This is a genomic window from Agrobacterium sp. 10T429 (assembly GCF_056393925.1).
Genome location: NZ_JBFTGV010000013.1, coordinates 166,234 through 183,517 on the forward strand (window position 1 = coordinate 166,234; position 17,284 = coordinate 183,517).

Sequence of the window (17,284 nt, forward strand, 5' to 3'; positions counted from 1 at the left end):
GCAGATGAGCGGCGTCAGCTTTCAGGTAACGTTGGATGACGAGGCGGCGCGGCTGCGGCTGGTTGAGCTTGTCGAACGCATGGACAACCCGCGTGGCTTTTACAAGAATGTGGGCGAACTGCTTCTGAATTCTGTCGGTGACAATTTCGACAATGAGCGCGGCCCGGATGGTCAACGATGGCGCGCCCTGTCGCAAGTGACGCGTGAGCTGCGTCAGCGCAAATACGGAAACAGCCCTTTGACGATCCTGCGCGTCACCGGAGCGTTGCGAGGTTCGTATAACTACGTCGCCAGTGACGAAGACGTGCGGATCGGCACGTCCAAGATTCAGGCGGCACTCTTGCACTTCGGCGGGCAGGCTGGGCGCAATCATAAAGTGACCGTCCCGGCTCGGCCGCAAGTTGGTGTTTCAAACGATGACGAGCGCGAAATCGGACGGATGGCAGAAGAGTGGTTGTCGTCGGAATGACGGAATGACAAAGACGCCCGCTGAGGCGTTTCGTGGGCCATAGGGCGGCGGATATACCGATTTTGACTTTGCCTAGCGTTAGAGGCGCGTTAGAAATCGAATATGGGCGCATCCCGGTCCCTGTGTCGGCTTGCGGATGTATGTCCGTCTTGAATGATGGCACCAGATAGCGCATTTTGGATTTTGCCGCCCCCTGTCGTCGGGACGGAACTAACTGCCTTTCTAATCATCGCGCCCAACAGCGCATTGTGCCTTTCAGTTATCGCACTGGAAGGTTCACATGGCAGACGCCAAGCCCATCACCGCCCGTATCGAGGTTTTTCGCAGCGGCACATTCATTCCGATGAATGGCCAGCAGCTTTCCTTTTCCGCAGCCGATCTGAAGGCAATGGCTGACGCTTACGATTACGCCACGGCCCCCGCGCCGGTGGTTGTCGGTCATCCGAAGACAGACGCCCCCGCATTCGGCTGGGCGCAGAGTTTCGAGTATGACGCCAGTGCCGACCGCCTTTATGCCAATGTCGGTGAGATCGCCCCGGCCTTTGCCGACGCTGTCAAAAAAGGCACCTACAAAAAGGTGTCGTTGTCGTTCCATCGCCCTGACGGTGCGGCGAACCCGGTTCCCGGCACGTGGTATCCAAAGCACGTCGGTTTTCTTGGCGGTGCTGCCCCTTCCGTGTCCGGGCTGAAGAATGTCCAGTTCTCCGACGCCAGCGACACGGTCGAGGTGACGGCTGATTTTGGCGAGCGCGGTTTCGAGGAAACTGCATCTTTGCTGCGCAGCCTGCGTGATTTCTTCATCGAAAAATTCGGCATGGAGGCCGCCGACAAGGCTTTGCCCTCCTACAGCATCGAATGGCTTCAGGCGATGGAGATCGAGAAGCCGGTTCGCCAGCCATCCTTTTCCGCACCGACCACACCCAAACCCAAGGAACCGCCCGTGACACATTCCGATCCGGCTTTCGCGGCTCGCGAAGCTGAACTCAATACCCGTGCCGAAAATCTGAAGAAGCGCGAACGGGAAATCGCCAACGCCGACAACATTGCCTTTGCGGAAACGCTGGTGACGGGCGGCAAGCTGTTGCCCGTATCGAAAGACAAGGTCGTTTCGATCCTCAACGCCCTGTCCGGTACTGACGCCCCCGTTTCCTTCTCCGAAGGCGAAACGGACGTTCCGGTCCTTCAGGCGATCCGGGATGTTCTGACCGCTCAGCCGAAGGTCGTTTCGTTCGGCGCTGACGATCTGCCCGCTCTCGGTGGTGAAGGCGACGCGTCGTTCGCGGCAGATGGTCAGGCCGTGGACCGTGACCAGCTCGACACCCACAACCGGGCGAAAGCCTACCAGAAATCTCACCCCGGAACGGCGTATCTCGATGCCGTGAAGGCCGTTTCCTGACCTAAAGGAGCTTTCCGCGCATGAACTATTTTATGGATGTCCTGTCGCTGACGGCGACTGCGACGACACTTTTCACCGAAGGCGATCTGGTGGACTTCAATGACGCCAAGATCACCGCCGACGACCAGCCGGTGAAGGGCGTTGCAAAACACCCCGCGACCGAGATCGGCATGGACGTTGCGCTGGTAGCAATCGGCGTCGGCCGGAGCCGTGCGCGTGGCGCAATCACCAAGGGCGCAAAACTCATTTCCGCTGCTGCCGGAGGCGTCAAGGTCGCCGGTGCCACTCCCGCTAACGCTTTCGCAACGGCGCTGACTGCCGCAGCGGATGGCGAATTCGTTTCCTACCTCATTCGATAAGGACCGCTCTGAATGTCGGCACTGAATAATAAGACGGCGGCTGTAGTCGATCCGATCCTGTCCACCCACGCACGCGGCTACCGCAACAGCACCTTCATTTCGCAGGAGCTGTTCCCCCGCGTCTCGATCCCGAACCGCTCGATGCGCGTCATCAAGTTCGGCAAGGAAGCGTTTCGCCTTCTCAATACCCGCCGCGCTCCCGGTTCCAACAAGAAACGCATCCAGTATGGCTACGCATCCGACCCGGTTTCACTCGCCCAGGACGCGCTTGAGGGCGTCGTACCGATCGAACATCAGGAAGAAGCCGAAAGCGTTCCGGGTATCGATCTGGCGGCGGGTGCCATCAACATGTCGCTGGATGCCGTCGATCTCAACCTTGAAATTGAAGCTTCAGGTCTGGCCCGCAATGCAGCGAACTATGACAACAACCACAAGCTCACGCTGACGGGAACAGATCGCTGGAAAAGCGCTGACAGCGATCCCAAGGCCGATTTCGACGCTGCGAAGGAAGTCATCCGGCAGTCGATTGGTCGTTATCCCAACACACTCGTTCTCGGCCCTACCGCAAAGAATGCCCTTTGCAACCATCCGAAGATCAAGGAGCAGTTCAAATACACGTCGAAAGACAGCATCAGCCTCGACATGCTTGCTGCCTACTTCGAGGTGAAGAAAGTCGTTGTCGGTGCTGCGATTTACTTGCCGGAAACCTCCGGTGACAACGCGCTGGCGAACGATGTCTGGGGCGATGACGCCATTCTGGCCTACGTGCCGGAGGCCGGGGATAACTTTCAGGTGCCGTCCTACGCCTACACCTACGAGCTTCGCGGCTATCCGCAGGTGAACCAGCCATATTTCGAGAACGCCACGGACTCGTGGATTTACCCGGTCAAGGTCGAGCGCCGCCCGATCCTCGTCGGGGCTGAAGGCGGCTTCCTGTTCAAAGACGCTGGCGCGACACCGGCCTGATAGGAGATCGCCATGGACGAGAACAAGGTATCGGTTCCGTTGATTGCCCCTGCCAAGATCAACGGCGTTCGAGAACCCGCAGGGAAAACCGTCACCGTCAGCACCACGCTTGCAATCCAGCTTGCCGCATCGGGGGCAATTCCTTCCGATCTGGCAGAGCGTCTTTCCGACGCCATCGACATGTCGGACACGGCATTGGAGAGCGATTTTCAGCAGGCGGTCGAAGATGCCGCCGCAGGCCGGATCGAGGTGCTGAAGGCGGAACATTTGATCGAAGTCGGCCACCTCGAAAACAAGATTTTCGATCTGTCGCATGATCTCGATCAAAAAAAGCAGACGGTCAGCGCTGCCGCCTCCGATCTTCAGGAGAAGGAAAATCTTCTGATCGAGCTACGCCAGAAGGTTGCGGATCTCGAAACCGCGCTGACCGGCGAAAAGGAGGTCAGAACCGACGCGGAAAGCAAGCTGGCAGCGGCGCAGGCCGAATTGGCAAAGCTTGCCGAGAAGGCGGCGACCACGCCGAAACCCGCCGCCGCCAAGAAATAAGGTCCGTTCCGAAGCCTCGCAAGCCGGACCTTTCGAGCGGGGTGGCCACCACATCCGCCCCGCTCGTTTCCACCCCATTCTTCTAACGCTCTGGTGACGCCCGTGACCTATGCCACGCTTGACGATCTGATTGCCCGCGCCGGTGAAGACGAAATCCGGCAGATTGCCGACCGCGACCGTGATGGCGAAATCGATCCCGTTGTGATTGCTGAGGCGTTAGAACATGCCGACAATCTGGTGAACGGCTATGTGGGCACCAAATATCCCCTTCCGTTTTCGCCGGTTCCCGATCTCGTCCGCACTTGGGCAATCGATATTGCCCGCCACCGCCTGCATTTTCAGGGACCGCCCGACTACGTGGTGAAAGATTACGAAAAGGCGCTTGCCTCGCTTGAGCGTGTCGCAAAGGGTTTGATTTCCCTTCCCGTCAGCGGTGCTGAAACACCTGCATCCAGCGCTGGCACCATCATGTTTTCCGCGCCGGATGAAGTTTTCGACGCACGCGGTTTGAGGGGCTGGAAATGTTTGTAAGCATTATCGAGCGCCTGAAGGCCACGGCTCCCTCGCTTGCCAGCGTCGAATTTGCCGAAGATTTGGACGTTGTCGCCAAGGGCGTTCAGCGTGCCAGCACCACGACATTCGTTGTTCCGCAGCCTGAGAAGGCCAGCCCGAACCGGCTCGCAACCGGGCACCGCCAGCTTGTCCAGGTGCGCTTCCTCGTTGCCACCATCCTCCGTTATCACAGCGACAATACCGGCAGGATGCGGGCTGAAGAGTTCGACCGGTTCAAGGGCGAGATCGAGGATGCCCTGACCGGCTGGGAACCGACCGATGCAAGCGACCCTTGCTCGCTGGTCGGGACTGAACCCACCCCCATGCCCAACGGCGTGACGATCTTCGTCGGCATCTGGGAAACATCCCGATACCTCACAGACAAGGACACTCCATGAACCAGCCGACCAGCGGCGGGCAGTATGTCCGCGACCCCAAGACCGGCGAGCTTACGAAAGTAACAGGTGCGCCCGCAGAGGCTCCCGCCGCCGCTTCCGAAACCGAAACCCTGAAATCGGTCGAAAAGGCCGCACCCGTGAAAAGAGGCCGCAATGTCTGACGATGTACGTTTTTTCCGCAAGCTCGGCATTCTGTCGAAAATCGAAACCGCACAGGGCGAAGACGCAGAACCAGTAGCAGCCGATGCAATCATCATGTCGAACGTGACGTTTACACCGCTGACAGGTGAGCGGGTTTCCCGCGATTTGCTGCTTCCCTATCTCGGCAATCAGGGCGTCATCCTCGCCGGTATTTATGGCCGTCTCGAAGGTGATCTTGAACTCGCTGGCTCGGGCGTTGCTGGGACGCCACCGAAATACGGCTCTCTCCTTCGCGCCGCCAACTTTGCCGAGACCATCACTGCTGGTCTGAAGGTCGATTACACCATCATCGAAGAGAATTCGGAGACGGTCACGATCTACTTCATTTCCGACAAGGTGCAGCACATCTTCGTTGGCGCGAAGGTGAATTTCGCACCGAACTACCAGCCGAAGAACTATCCGAAATGGCGCACCACCATCGTCGGCATGATCGGCACGATCACCGATATCGCGGCCATGCCAGCAATCAGCAAAGCAGGCTGGGCGAAGCCGGTTCACGTCAGCAAGGCGAACACCCAAATGTCGCTGCATGGCTGGCCGTCCGTTGCTGAAAGCCTGTCCCTCGATGTCGGCAACACGCTGACGCCGCGTTTCCTGATCGGTGATGAAAAGGTCATTATTTCCGACCGTTCTTCCACCGGCACGGCGGTTGTCGAAGCGCGCTCCCTTGCGACAGTTGACTGGTTCGACAAGGCGCTAACGCGGGAAAGCGGCGCGCTTTCCATCACCCACGGAACCGTCGCCGGAAACATTATCGAGATCACCGCTCCAGCCGTCGAGGTGGGTGAGCCGACACAGGGCCAAACGGACGGCATTCTGAACTATTCGCTGCCGCTCGATCTCTGCCCGGTCGATGGTCTGGATGAACTGAAAATCACCTTCCGCTGACGCCGACTGCCCTTTCTAGCCCCGAATACCTTCAGGAGTAGACCCGCTATGAAATTCGTTCTTGCATCGACCTACCGCTACTGGTGGCCCATCATCATCCGCGTTCCCCATCCGGACGAACCCGGCAAAATCCTCGAACGCACATTGAAGATGCAATTCGAGCCGCAGCCTCGCGAAGAGGCGATTGCGGCACAGGAAGCGTATGAAAAGCTGAAGACACAGCGCGAGCGCGATGCTCACGAGGCTGAACAGCTCGCCAAGGTCTGCAAGAATTGGGATGACGTGGTGGACGAGGATGGCGGTTCAACTCCGTTCACACCTGAAACCATCGCCAAAGCTCTCAACCTTGGCTGGTTCCGCACCGGCGTCTATCGCGGATATTACGAGAGCCTGAACGGCGAAGAAGCCCGCTTGGGAAACTGAAAGCGGCGGCACGGGCTTGGGCCTATGCCCAGCTCGGCCGTGCCGATCCCGCCGCAGAGACAAGTCTTGATGAAGACGTGGCGGGACAATTCGAGCGGATGGGCATGGAAATCGACCCTTCCGAAATCACCAAAGCAGAAGACGAGGCATTCAAGGTGTTTGCGCCCAATTGGGAAAGTGTGACCGCATTTCTGGCCTGCGAAACGCAGTGGCGGATGATTGCGGGTGCCGCAAAGCTCCTGTGGCTCGGTCTCGATTACGTGGCGGTCGATATCGTGATGCGCCGCTATGAATTCTCTAACGCTGCCTTCGCTGATCTTCAGGTCATGGAGCTTGAGGCGCTGTCTGTTCTGAAAGGTGCAACCGCATGAGCAGGCAAATGGAATTTGAACTGATCTTCCGGGCGCAGGCCGCCGCTGCCAAAAATGCCACGAATGATCTTCGCAACGATGTTGCCGCGTTAGGAAATGAGGTCACGAAAACCGCCGCCGCCTTCGACCGTGAAGCGGCGGCAATGAACCGCGACACGGAAGCTGCCCGCAAAAATACCGATGCAACGAATGCGCTCACCCAAGCCGAACAGAGGGCACGCGAGGATGCTTTGCGGGCATCGGGTGCCGTTCCGGCGTCGGCCCCGGCAACAAACGTCCGCAGGCCGCGCCGAAATCCGCTGCGGGAGCCGCAGACACCTTCGACACCCCCGGTTCCCCCATCCCCGCCAACGCCGCCCACACCTCCGGTGCCTCCGTCCAATGACAACGTCCGCCGTGATCGTGCGCGTCGTCAGAACCTGACCTATCAGGTTTTCGACATTGGTCAGGGTGTGTCCGGTGGCATGCCTCTGCCGATGATCGCGGCCCAGCAGCTCCCGCAGATCATTCAGCTTTATACCGGTCAAGGCGGGATGAATTCAGCGCTAAAGGATTTCCGCGTCTTGGCTGGCGGTGCTGCCCGCGTCATCACGCCGCTGACCGTTGGCATTGCCGGTTTGACTGCCGCCGTCGCAATGGGGGCTGTTGCCTATAACGGCTATCTTCAGTCCACCAAGGAAGTTGACACCGCCGCCTCCGGTCTTGGCCGTGCTGTTGCCGGAAGCCGTGCCGAGATGGAAGCCGCAGCGCAGGCCGGTGCCAGCGCTGCCGGGATTTCGGTATCGTCTGCCCGCTCCATGGAGGCGCAATTCCTGCGCACCGGCCGCATCGGCTCGGAGAACTTCGAAAGCCTGATCTCGATATCGAAGGATTTCGGGGCGACCATGGGCATCACCACGGCTGAAGCCGGGGCGATGCTCTCAGAAATGTTTGCCGATCCCGCCAAGGCCGCAGATACGCTGTTCCAGAAATACGGCCTGATCGACGCGGCAACCGCCCGTCATGCGTCGAACCTCGCTGCGCAGAACCGCCAGTCGGAAGCGCAGGCCGTATTGCTGAAGGCGTTGCCGGATCAGCTTGCAGACGCCAGCGAGGCGACAACCGCGCTTGGCCGTGCATGGGGATTTGTCGCTCGAAACGCCAGCAACGCGTTTGATAATGTCGGCAGCTTCCTTGATCGCCGGATTTCAGGCCCGACACTTGATGAGCAGATCGCGGAGGCTGAGGCAGCGCAAAAGCGGCTTTCGTCCGGTTTCGGTTTTCTCGATCTGCTTAATCCGGCTGGCGCGACGGCAAACGCCAATGCCGCGCGACTGGAAGAATTGCGCGAGCAGAAGCGTCGTCAGGATGAAGCCGCCGCAGAGCGGAAAAGGGTACAAGAAGATGCTGCCCGCAGCCGCGCTGCGTTGTCCGTTGCTGAAAGCTCACCCGCCAACAATTCACGCCAGCGCGAGCAGGAATTGCGAAACCAGATCGCTGCATTGCAATCTGGTCGTGACGCCAGCGGCGTCGATGATTTCCAGCGCAGCCAGATCGATACCGCTATTGAGGCCAAGACCCGTTCGCTCGATGCGCTGATCAATCGACAACAGCGATCGTCAGAGCTGGACCGGCTCGATATCCAGATTTCTAACGAGCGCAATCCGCTGTTGCGTGCCGAACTGGAGGCGCGCCGCACTCGTTTGCAGCTTGCCGAACAGGAAATATCAGCGGAAACCCTCGCTGCTGAAACTGCCCGCGTCCGCAATCGTGTGATTGGGGAAACGATTGCCGCAGCGTCATCACAGGCTTCCGACATGAAAGCGGAAGCCGAGACCCGACAGCGCCTCAATTCGCTAGTGGCATCCGGTGCCATTACGTCTGCCGACGCAAACCGGATGCTCCAGGAGGAGCTGAGCCTCCGTCCTCTCATTGCCGCTGCGAGCGTTGCGGACATCGAGACGAAAGAGCGCCTCAACAAAGCCATTGCCGACCTGAAGGGCGGCTACGCGGCTCTGGCAGAGCAGGAAAAACGCGCGTCCGTCATGGAATACATGCGCGGCCAGAATGACAATCTGGAACAGCTCCGGCTTGAAAAGGTCCTGATCACCGAAAATGAAACGACCCGTGGCCGTGCCATGTCGTTGCTCGAAGCGGAGCAAAAAATCCGCAGCATGGGGCTTTCGACAACCAGCCGCGAAGCCGGTCAAATTCGTGAGCTGGCGTTAGAGCAGGCCAATCTTACGCGCGAGATCGAAAAGCAGGGTCAGGCTTGGGACCGGGTTTCACTGGCTGGTGAACAATCCATCGATAGCCTCGTTGACGGCCTTTTGGACGGCGATATCAACGGCGCGCTGGAGAGCGTTGCCAAGGATATCACCGGCATGTTTTCCGAGCTGGCGATTAAAAACCCCCTGAAGAACGCCATTATGGGAACCGACTTCAGCACCCTTTCTGATGCTGGTGGTCTTGGTGGTATTGTCTCGCGGCTGTTCGGTGGCGAGAAGAAAGACCCTGCCGCCCTCGTGAGTGGCGCTATGGGCCAGTCGGTCGGCTCCATGTCCGTCAGCGCAGCAACCGTCATGATCAACGGCAGCGTTGTCGGTGGCGTTGGTGGCGCGTCATCCGGGCTTTTGGGTACGGCCAACAGCAATGTTGCAGGCTCGGTCACATCGAGCGGCACGGCCGTCGATCTGGCCTCTTCGCTGATCGGTTCGAGCGAAACCGCCAATCGCCTCGATATCAATTCCTTTCTCAGCAAGGGCGGCGTCGATATTGACGCGGCACAAACCGCGTGGTGCGCCGGGTTCGTCAACTCTGCCCTCAAACAGATCGGGGTTGATGGCAGCGGTTCGCTGACTGCCAACTCCTTTATGAACTGGGGTAGCGCGGTCGATCCGTCGAAAATACTGCGCGGTGACGTGCTGGTCCAGTCTCGCGGGCTTTCCGCGAACCAGTCCGGGGGACATGTCGGCTTCGCCACCGGCCAGAGCCGTATGACCGGTGGCCAGCTTCAGCTTGAAATGCTGTCGGGCAACTACAAGAACAGCGTCGGAACGGGATGGGTCAACGCGACCGATATTCAGGCGCGCCGTGCGACCGACGCGCTTGGCAGCCTTGCCGGAGCGTCTGGAACTGCAACGCAGGGTCTCGGCGCTTTAGGTGCCGGATTCGATCAGTTCGGAAAGAACCTGTCTGGTCTTTTTCCGTCTGCGCCTTCAGCAGGTGGCGGCGGTGGCGGTCTCTCCGGATTTCTCGGCAACCTGTGGGGAAATCTTACCAACGGCGCAGGCACGCAATGGGCGGGTATCGCGTCCGGCGCGATCTCGGGCGGATTGTTTTCGGAGGGCGGCTGGACTGGTCCCGGCGAGGCGAAAGACGTTGCCGGTGTGGTTCATGCCGATGAGTTCGTATTCTCCAAGAAGGCGGTCCAGAAAGTTGGCGTGGGCCGTCTTGATGCCATGCACAAGGGTTTGCTGCGCGGTTACGACACCGGTGGTTACACTACCGGCTCCGTTTTTCCATCCACCGTGGGCGCGAACTCTAACGTGTCGTCCAACGGTCGCAACGCGCCAATCATCAACAATTACGGCTCGTCGGAAGTCCAGTACGAAGAGCAGACCGACCAGCACGGCAATCGGCAGCCGGTGATCACAATCGGCCGGCAGATGGCGGCAGCTATCCGCCAGCCGGGCAATCCGGCCAATCGAGCCATTCAGGGCGAGTTCGGCGTGAAGCGTCAGGCGGTGCGCCGATGGTAGTCCTCGTCTGGCCTCCCGCCTTGCCGCGCCCGGAACGCAACACATGGCAATTGACACCGCAGGATGCCCGCCAGAAGCGCCGCTCCGACGCTGGCCCGACAAGCTATCGCCGCCGCTTTTCGTCCGCATCAAAAACAGTTTCGATGTCCATCGCTCTCGACCGGAACCAGAAAGAGCTGTTCGACCGCTTCTTCCATCACGACACGAAGGAAGGATCGCTGCTGTTCTGGATGCCCGATCCGACCACGGAAGGCTGGGCACTCGGAACCAGTGACGGCGCGCCGCTGATGACCAGCGACGGCCATCCCATTGTCATGGCCCGGCGCTGGCTCGTCACCTTCGGCGCAAACCTGCCGACAGAGACCGTGCAGGGAACAGAGTTTCGCAAATCGTTTTCTGTCGAGGTAATGCCATGAGTTGCACGTATTGCGGTTCAAGACTGCATCCATACGAATATTGCCCAAAAACATGGGGTGGCAGTGCTGCCCGTCTGCACCTTCGCTGCGCCTATTGTGGTGGCCGGAACCACAATTATGAAGCCTGCCCGAAGCTCGGTCGGAGCGCGGAACCGGATTGCGTGATCCTGTTGGATAAGCGCCCATGAGACGTGTCAGTTTCAACGCCCGCATGGCGCAGGATGCGCAGGCAACATCGGAAATTTATGTCGCCCTGTTTGAGATCGAGCATCCCGAGCTGGTGAAGCCGATCCGCCTTTCCACAGACAATACCGAACGCCTGTCATCCGACCCGCTTTATTACGGCACCCGTTCGACGTGGCGCGGTGCGAACCCGGTCACGGAACCCTTCCTGTGGGTGGTCGCATCGACACTCCTGCCGTCCGATCAGGAAGATGCTCCAGCGGCCGCAACGCTGATCCTCGAAAATCTGGATCAGGAAATGGTCAACGTGGTGCGATCCTTCACCACGCCCGCAATGATCCACATGGCCGTGGTGCTGGCGTCGTCTCCCAATCTGGTTGAGGCCGAATACACCGATCTCAACATTGTTTCATCCGACATCGATGCCGGGGAAATCTCCCTTTCCATTACCCGCGAAGAAGTCGAGCTGGAGCTGGTTCCCGGTGGGCGGATGTCGGCGCGCACGTTTCCGGGGATGCACAGATGAGCGTTAGAAATTCCTCACCGACACTCGACCATTGGAGCGACCGTTTTGTTGGTCTGCCATATCGCGAGTTCGGCCGTGACCGCGATGGATGCGATTGCTGGGGCTTGGCCTGCACCATCTACCGTGAAGAAGTCGGCATCAACCTGCCGCAGTACCTTGGCTATGCCTCCGTCGAGGAGCATGGCGAGATCGCGGCACTGGTGTCCGGTGCAACCTCTTCTCCGCTCTGGCTCCCGGTCACCGGCACGGCCATCGCGTTCGATATCTCCGTTTTTCGTCGCGGCCGTCTGGATACCCATGTCGGCATTGTCGTCCACCACGGCCTGATGATCCACATGGTCGAAGGCGACTGTTCCAAGGTCGAAAGCTACCGTTCCGGCGCATGGGGCCATCGGTTGACCGGCACATACCGCCACGTCGAATTGATTTCGAGGGGGATTTGATGACGGTTCAAAACGGCATCATTCCCGTTCTCGCAGCTCCAATGATCGATCCCGCAGCCGGTCGTATCGACATGTTCATGGCGGTTGGCAGCACTATAGTCGAGATCGTCAAGACGGCGCTGCCGGAATTGCAGCCTGCCGACTTCCGATTCTGCCGGGTGGCGCTGGTCAGCGAGCGTGGCTCGATTATCGTTCCCGCCCAACACTGGCGCACCGTGCGCCCGCGTGAGGGCGTGCGTGTCGTCATCCGGCTCGTTCCGGGAAAGAATGCCCTCAAGTCAATTTTGCAGATCGTCGTTGCCGTCGCGGCCGTCGCGCTTGGCCAGTTCTGGGCACCCGGTCTTGCGGGCGCGTTGGGAATTTCCACCGGGCTTGCGCAGGGTCTAATCGGTCTTGGTGTCAGCATCATCGGCAATCTGCTGATCAACGCGCTGATACCGCCGCCAAAGCCTGAAACGCTGGAAGCAGAAAACCGCTATACCCTTACCGGCTGGCGCAACCGGCTGGAACCTGATGGTGCGGTCCCTCTGGTTCTCGGAACGGTTCGGTATGCGCCGCCATTCGGTGCCTACACCTACACTGAAATCGTCGGTGACTGGCAATATCTCGTCTGCCTGTTCTGCTTTGGTTACGGCCCGCTTTCTCTTTCCGGCTTCCGTATCGGTGACACCGATATCTCCGAATATGACGAGGTTGAACTGCACCCGCGTGACGGCCGAAATGGCGATGCGCCGCTTTCCCTTTTCCCCCGCCAGGTCGTTGAAGAAACCATCGGCGCGGAACTGCTCAAACCGCTCCCACGCAACGATCTCGGTGATGTGATCGAAGGCGGTGAGGCCACGGAAGAGCCAGTCGTTAGAACCACAGGTGGCGATGCTTCCGGCGCAAGCGTCATCCTCGCATGGCCTGCCGGTCTGTTACGCTACAACGATGAGGGGAAGGCTAACGCCCATGTTGTGCGCGTACGCATCGACCAGCGGCCCATAGACGGCGATAACTGGCAGCAGGTGACGGTCATTGAGGTCAACGCCCGCAAGCTGGAAGCCTTCTATCGCCAGCACACATGGAATTTTCCGACGCGTGGCCGCTGGCAGGTTCGCTGCGCCATGGAGACACCGGAGAGTACCGACACCAAAATCCAGCAGCGCACCACATGGGCGGCGCTGCAAACCATCCGGCCGGAATACCCGCTGAACTTCCCGCATCCGCTGGCGCTGGTGGCGCTGCGCGTCAAAGCCACCCACCAGTTGAATGGCCAGCTAGACAACTTCAATGCGCTGGTTTCACGCCCTTGCCTCGATTACGAGCACACGACCGGCCAATGGATCGAAAGGGAGACCAGTAACCCGTCGGCACTTTATCGATTTGTGCTCCAGTCTCCCGCCAATCCGAAAGCGGTTTCCGATTCGGCAATCGATCTGGAGGCACTCGCAGAGTGGCACGACTTCTGCCGTGTGAAGGGTCTCAAGTACGACCGCGCCATTGAGGACAAGTCCACGACGCTGCGCGATCTTCTAACGGAGATCGCCGCCGCAGGCCGCGCCAGCCCACGTCATGACGGCCTCAAATGGTCCGTCACCATCGACCGGCCGGACAAGCTGCTGGTCGATCATGTCAGCCCGCGCAACAGCTACGATCTGCGCGTATCGCGCTCCTATGTTGAGCCGCCAGACGGTTTTCGCGTGCAGTTCCTTGACGCCACCAATGACTTCAAGGCGGCGGAACGCATCGTGCCATGGCCCGGCAAGGAAGGTGCGGAAATGCGGCTGGTCGAGGCGCTGGATATGCCGGGCAAAGTCTGGCCCGACGAAATCTATCGCGAAACCCGCCGCCGCATGTATGAGGCAATGCACCGGCCGGACGTTTACACCGTCTCGCAGGACGGCCCGATCCGCGTTGCGACCCGTGGCGATCTCGTAAATCTGTCGAGCGACATCATCAACCGCGTCCAGATCGCAGCCCGCATCAAAAGCGTGTCCGGCCGTCTGATCGAGATCGATGAGCAAGTCACCATGGAAGCGGGCAGAAACTACGCGATCCGCTTCCGCACCGGCCTTTCAGAAGAAGAGACCATTGGCGTTTCCGTCATCCGCACGGTGCAGACCATTGCGGGCGAGCGTTCTTCCTTTCTGGTCAATGGCGACGGCGACATGCCGCTTGCTGGCGATCTTCTGCATTTCGGTGAAGCCTCTACCGTCGATTATGCCCTTGTCGTTACCGGCGTCGAGGCGGGCGAGGATTTTTCCTCGCATCTTCGTCTGATCGACGCGGCTCCCGTCATTGATCAGCTCACTGATGCCGAAGATATTCCGGCATGGTCGGGCCGGTCTGGAACCGAGATTGACCAGAGCGGCCTGATACCGCCCGCGCCGCGGTTCACCTCCATCCGGTCCGGTGTGACGGGAACCGGCGTGGCGAATCGCATCGACTATCTGATCGAACCCGGCTCCGGTCCAGTCGGGACGGCGTCCTTCGAGGTCGATCATCGCCAGATCGGTACGACCGTCTGGACAACTCTGACCATCCCGGCCGCCAACGGCGGCGGTTCGATCACGGCATATTCTAACGGCACTGGCGTCCATATGCGGGCACGGGCCTTTTCCGCAGCAGGAAAGCCGGGACCATATACAGCCGTCACGGCTTTTGTCGTCGGCGCGGAAGACGCAGCCTTGCCGGGTGGCTTGCCGGAAGATGAGATTGCCATCGGCGCGTTGCTCGGCGGGGCAGTCGTTCAGTTCCTTACCGGCGATGATACCGCCGTTACGCGGGTGCAGCTTTACCGCTCCACCTCCTCGTCGCTCAATCGTGAGACGGATGCGGCAGGCATTGTAACTGTCGAACCGTCGCGCAGCTATTCCGTGCCGGTGGGCGACACCACACGGCAGAACCTGCTCACCAATGGCGGTTTCGACAGCGCCGGTACATGGACGCTTGGCACCGGCTGGGCGATAGGCTCCGGCAAGGCCACAAAGACGGCCGGGACCGCAAGTGCTGTCACGCAACCGCTCCCAACCACATCAGGATCATATTACCGGATGGGCTTTACGCTCTCGGCCGTGACAGCCGGAAACATCACCCCCCGCCTGACGGGCGGCACCACAGTGAATGGTGTAGCCCGCGCCGCCAACGGCACATTCTCGGACCGCGTGCAGGCCGTCAGCGGCAACAACACCTTCGGCCTCAATGCTTCCGCCACCTTCGCGGGCGCACTGGACGATGTGTTTACCTACCTCGAAACCGCAACCTGTCTTGCACAGGGCGTCCATTACTTCTGGCTTGAACCCCAAAATGCAGACGGCATGGCCGGTCCGATCTCCGGTCCGTTCCCCGTGACCATTCGATGAGGACATTATGACCGCTCCCGTATTCACCACAACAATTGCACAGCGCACCGCGCTCTCTGACGAACTGCTCGTCAACCGAGAAGGTTCGACCGCCATTCAGCGCACGGACGATCTTGCCAGCCAGCTCGCGGGTCAGGGCGCTATCGCAACAGTCCTCAATGGCGTTCGCACTGATCTCAATGACGGCCTTGCCGACATGAACAGCAGACTTGAAGCGGCGGCAGAAGGATATGTTGTCGCGGCGACATGGGCCATCCTTTCAAGCGTTAACGGGACAAGAGACAAGCAGCCGGGGCGCGTGTCGATTTCCGACACGGGAACGCACGCAGACCCTGTTTCTGCTGCCGCCGTTGCTAACGCTGGTGAATACTCCTGGAATGCATCGGTGAATGGCTGGCAGCGTGTTGGCGATGTCATCGACGAAAAGTTCTCCGATCTCCTGCGCGAAAGCCGGACACGCCTTTTCCCTGCGCCGGTCGATACACCGACGCTCTCCGACGACTGGACCAGTGTTCTTCTCGGTGACAGCGCCGGAAACGTGGAAGCCGGTTTTGACAAATTTGGCAGCCTCTGGGCCCAGATCGCGACGGCCCCCGGCGTTCCGGCTGTTGCGGATGACCTGCTTTATGCGTGGGTGACGGAAGACGGCTATCTGCTGTTTGGCTTTGACAGCGACGGTGCTTTCGTCAGTCAGGGTATCAGCGCCGCTGACCTTCAGGTGTTCGAACGCGAGGTGTCGGGTGTTTCCCGCATTCTCGCCCTGACCGGTCCGGGTGATCTGGTCAATGTCACCTTTGGCGAGCGCGATGCTTTTGCCCCGAAGGTCTCCGGTGAATTTGTCTCTTATGTCGAGGATGATGCGGGAGCCTATGTCGTCAAGCGGGAGGAAGGTATCGGAAAAACCTCTCTTCTTGCGGCGATCTCCAAGCTCGTGTTTGTGCCGACCTATGGGCAATCGTTAGAGCAAGGGTCGTCGTCTGTCCCCGTAGTGTCCGCCATCGCGCCGCGTCCGGGCCGGGCTGTGATGTTCAATGGTGGCGCGCGTCCACGCGGCTCTCTTCTGGCCGAAGAGGCTCTCTCGCAGGAGAACCTTTACAGCCTTGTCGATATCCGCGAGTTGACTGACCGCGAAAGCCCGGCCACCCAGCTCGCCAATATCATGACGGATACGGCGAAGGGTTTTCCTGTCGCGGCCGGGGGACTTGTTGCCAGCTTCGGTAAAGCCGGTTTCAGCTATGAAAATTTGAAAAAAGGAACGCAGCCCTACGCCAACCTGCTAGCTAGTGTCCGGCGTGCTCGGATCATTGCCGATCTGAATGGCCTCGATTTTGAAATTCCCTGCATGGTCTATGATCAGGGGCAAGCCAACATCGCCAATACGCAGGCGGTCTATCTGGCAAAGCTTCTGGAATTGCAGGCAGACATTTCCTCTGACTTCGCCATTTACAGCGATGCTGCTGGCGAGACGGTTATCCTGCTTGAGCAGCTTTCGAACTGGACCGCACCAAGCTACGGACTGGCAACCTCCGGCGTGCCGATGGCGCAATTGCAGGCGGCACTGGAAAATCCGGCGCGGTTCAAGCTTGTCGGCCCGCAGTATCATCTCGAAACTGTTGCTGACGGCGTCCATCTGACCGGCTCCGCATCTGCCCGCAAGGGAGCTTATGAAGGCCGCGTTGCCAGAATTCTTGCAACGGGCGGCAACTGGCTTCCCCTGCATATCAGTGCTGCCGTTAGAACAGGTGCCAACATCGTTCTGACCTATGCCGGGGGCGATACTGCCACCGAAATCGCCATCGATACCGCGCTTGTCATAAATCCGGGCAATAACGGTTTCGAATGGGCGCAAACGGGCGGCGTGGCGCAGACTATTTCCACCATCACGAAAACCGGTGCACGGCAGATCACGGTCGTTCTGACCGGCGATCCCGGCGCGGTCACGTCATCTTCCATCGGCTACGCCGTCACGGGAACGCCCGGCGCTCTCGCAGGGCCAACAACCGGCGTTCGCGGCAATGTTCGCGATGGCTCAACCGACCTCACCGCATTTGGCGAACCCATGC

At 59.6% G+C, this 17,284-nt stretch carries 16 protein-coding genes and 1 pseudogene; all 17 read left to right on the forward strand.

Annotated features, from left to right (window positions below; all coding sequences use genetic code 11):
* The first annotated feature begins 4 nt into the window (after positions 1–4).
* The gene (locus tag AC1DCP_RS24065) at positions 5–469 is read left to right on the forward strand and encodes a phage virion morphogenesis protein (RefSeq protein WP_045021076.1); all 465 of its coding nucleotides are present in this window, start codon (positions 5–7) and stop codon (positions 467–469) included.
* Between the two features lie 280 nt (positions 470–749).
* The gene (locus AC1DCP_RS24070; RefSeq protein WP_476774710.1) at positions 750–1,865 is read left to right on the forward strand and encodes a hypothetical protein; all 1,116 of its coding nucleotides are present in this window, start codon (positions 750–752) and stop codon (positions 1,863–1,865) included.
* Between the two features lie 20 nt (positions 1,866–1,885).
* Positions 1,886–2,224 carry a capsid cement protein gene (locus AC1DCP_RS24075; RefSeq protein ID WP_172874208.1) on the forward strand — a complete coding sequence of 113 codons (339 nt, stop codon included), beginning with the start codon at positions 1,886–1,888 and terminating at the stop codon, positions 2,222–2,224.
* Between the two features lie 12 nt (positions 2,225–2,236).
* Complete coding sequence (locus AC1DCP_RS24080; protein WP_476774711.1) at positions 2,237–3,190, forward strand: major capsid protein; 954 nt, start codon at positions 2,237–2,239, stop codon at positions 3,188–3,190.
* 12 nt (positions 3,191–3,202) lie between these two features.
* Positions 3,203–3,736, forward strand: a complete 534-nt coding sequence (locus AC1DCP_RS24085; RefSeq protein ID WP_476774712.1) for a hypothetical protein — start codon at positions 3,203–3,205, stop codon at positions 3,734–3,736.
* 102 nt (positions 3,737–3,838) lie between these two features.
* Positions 3,839–4,267: a gp436 family protein gene (locus tag AC1DCP_RS24090; RefSeq protein WP_476774713.1), complete on the forward strand. Its 429-nt coding sequence runs from the start codon at positions 3,839–3,841 to the stop codon at positions 4,265–4,267.
* Complete coding sequence (locus tag AC1DCP_RS24095; RefSeq protein ID WP_045021067.1) at positions 4,258–4,686, forward strand: phage tail terminator protein; 429 nt, start codon at positions 4,258–4,260, stop codon at positions 4,684–4,686. Before AC1DCP_RS24090 ends, AC1DCP_RS24095 begins: the two co-directional genes overlap by 10 nt.
* Positions 4,683–4,847 (forward strand): hypothetical protein, encoded by a 165-nt coding sequence (locus tag AC1DCP_RS24100; RefSeq protein WP_476774714.1) that lies wholly within the window; start codon positions 4,683–4,685, stop codon positions 4,845–4,847. Before AC1DCP_RS24095 ends, AC1DCP_RS24100 begins: the two co-directional genes overlap by 4 nt.
* Positions 4,840–5,775, forward strand: coding sequence for a phage tail tube protein (locus AC1DCP_RS24105; protein ID WP_476774715.1), 936 nt, complete (start codon positions 4,840–4,842; stop codon positions 5,773–5,775). The genes AC1DCP_RS24100 and AC1DCP_RS24105 overlap by 8 nt, the downstream gene beginning before the upstream one ends.
* Positions 5,776–5,823: 48 nt before the next feature.
* Positions 5,824–6,198, forward strand: coding sequence for a hypothetical protein (locus tag AC1DCP_RS24110; RefSeq protein ID WP_476774716.1), 375 nt, complete (start codon positions 5,824–5,826; stop codon positions 6,196–6,198).
* Positions 6,199–6,275: 77 nt separating this feature from the next.
* A complete protein-coding gene (locus AC1DCP_RS24115) occupies positions 6,276–6,569 on the forward strand; it encodes a DUF1799 domain-containing protein (RefSeq protein WP_476774717.1) in 294 nt (97 codons plus the stop codon).
* Positions 6,566–10,309 (forward strand): phage tail length tape measure family protein, encoded by a 3,744-nt coding sequence (locus tag AC1DCP_RS24120; protein ID WP_476774718.1) that lies wholly within the window; start codon positions 6,566–6,568, stop codon positions 10,307–10,309. Before AC1DCP_RS24115 ends, AC1DCP_RS24120 begins: the two co-directional genes overlap by 4 nt.
* Complete coding sequence (locus AC1DCP_RS24125; protein ID WP_476774719.1) at positions 10,303–10,725, forward strand: hypothetical protein; 423 nt, start codon at positions 10,303–10,305, stop codon at positions 10,723–10,725. Before AC1DCP_RS24120 ends, AC1DCP_RS24125 begins: the two co-directional genes overlap by 7 nt.
* A gap of 184 nt (positions 10,726–10,909) precedes the next feature.
* Positions 10,910–11,434, forward strand: coding sequence for a hypothetical protein (locus AC1DCP_RS24130; protein ID WP_476774720.1), 525 nt, complete (start codon positions 10,910–10,912; stop codon positions 11,432–11,434).
* Positions 11,431–11,877 (forward strand): NlpC/P60 family protein, encoded by a 447-nt coding sequence (locus AC1DCP_RS24135; protein WP_476774721.1) that lies wholly within the window; start codon positions 11,431–11,433, stop codon positions 11,875–11,877. The genes AC1DCP_RS24130 and AC1DCP_RS24135 overlap by 4 nt, the downstream gene beginning before the upstream one ends.
* Positions 11,877–15,221, forward strand: coding sequence for a TipJ family phage tail tip protein (gpJ, locus tag AC1DCP_RS24140; protein ID WP_476774722.1), 3,345 nt, complete (start codon positions 11,877–11,879; stop codon positions 15,219–15,221). Before AC1DCP_RS24135 ends, gpJ begins: the two co-directional genes overlap by 1 nt.
* 7 nt (positions 15,222–15,228) lie before the next feature.
* Positions 15,229–17,284 (forward strand): annotated as a pseudogene (locus AC1DCP_RS24145) (hypothetical protein); the annotation flags it as partial.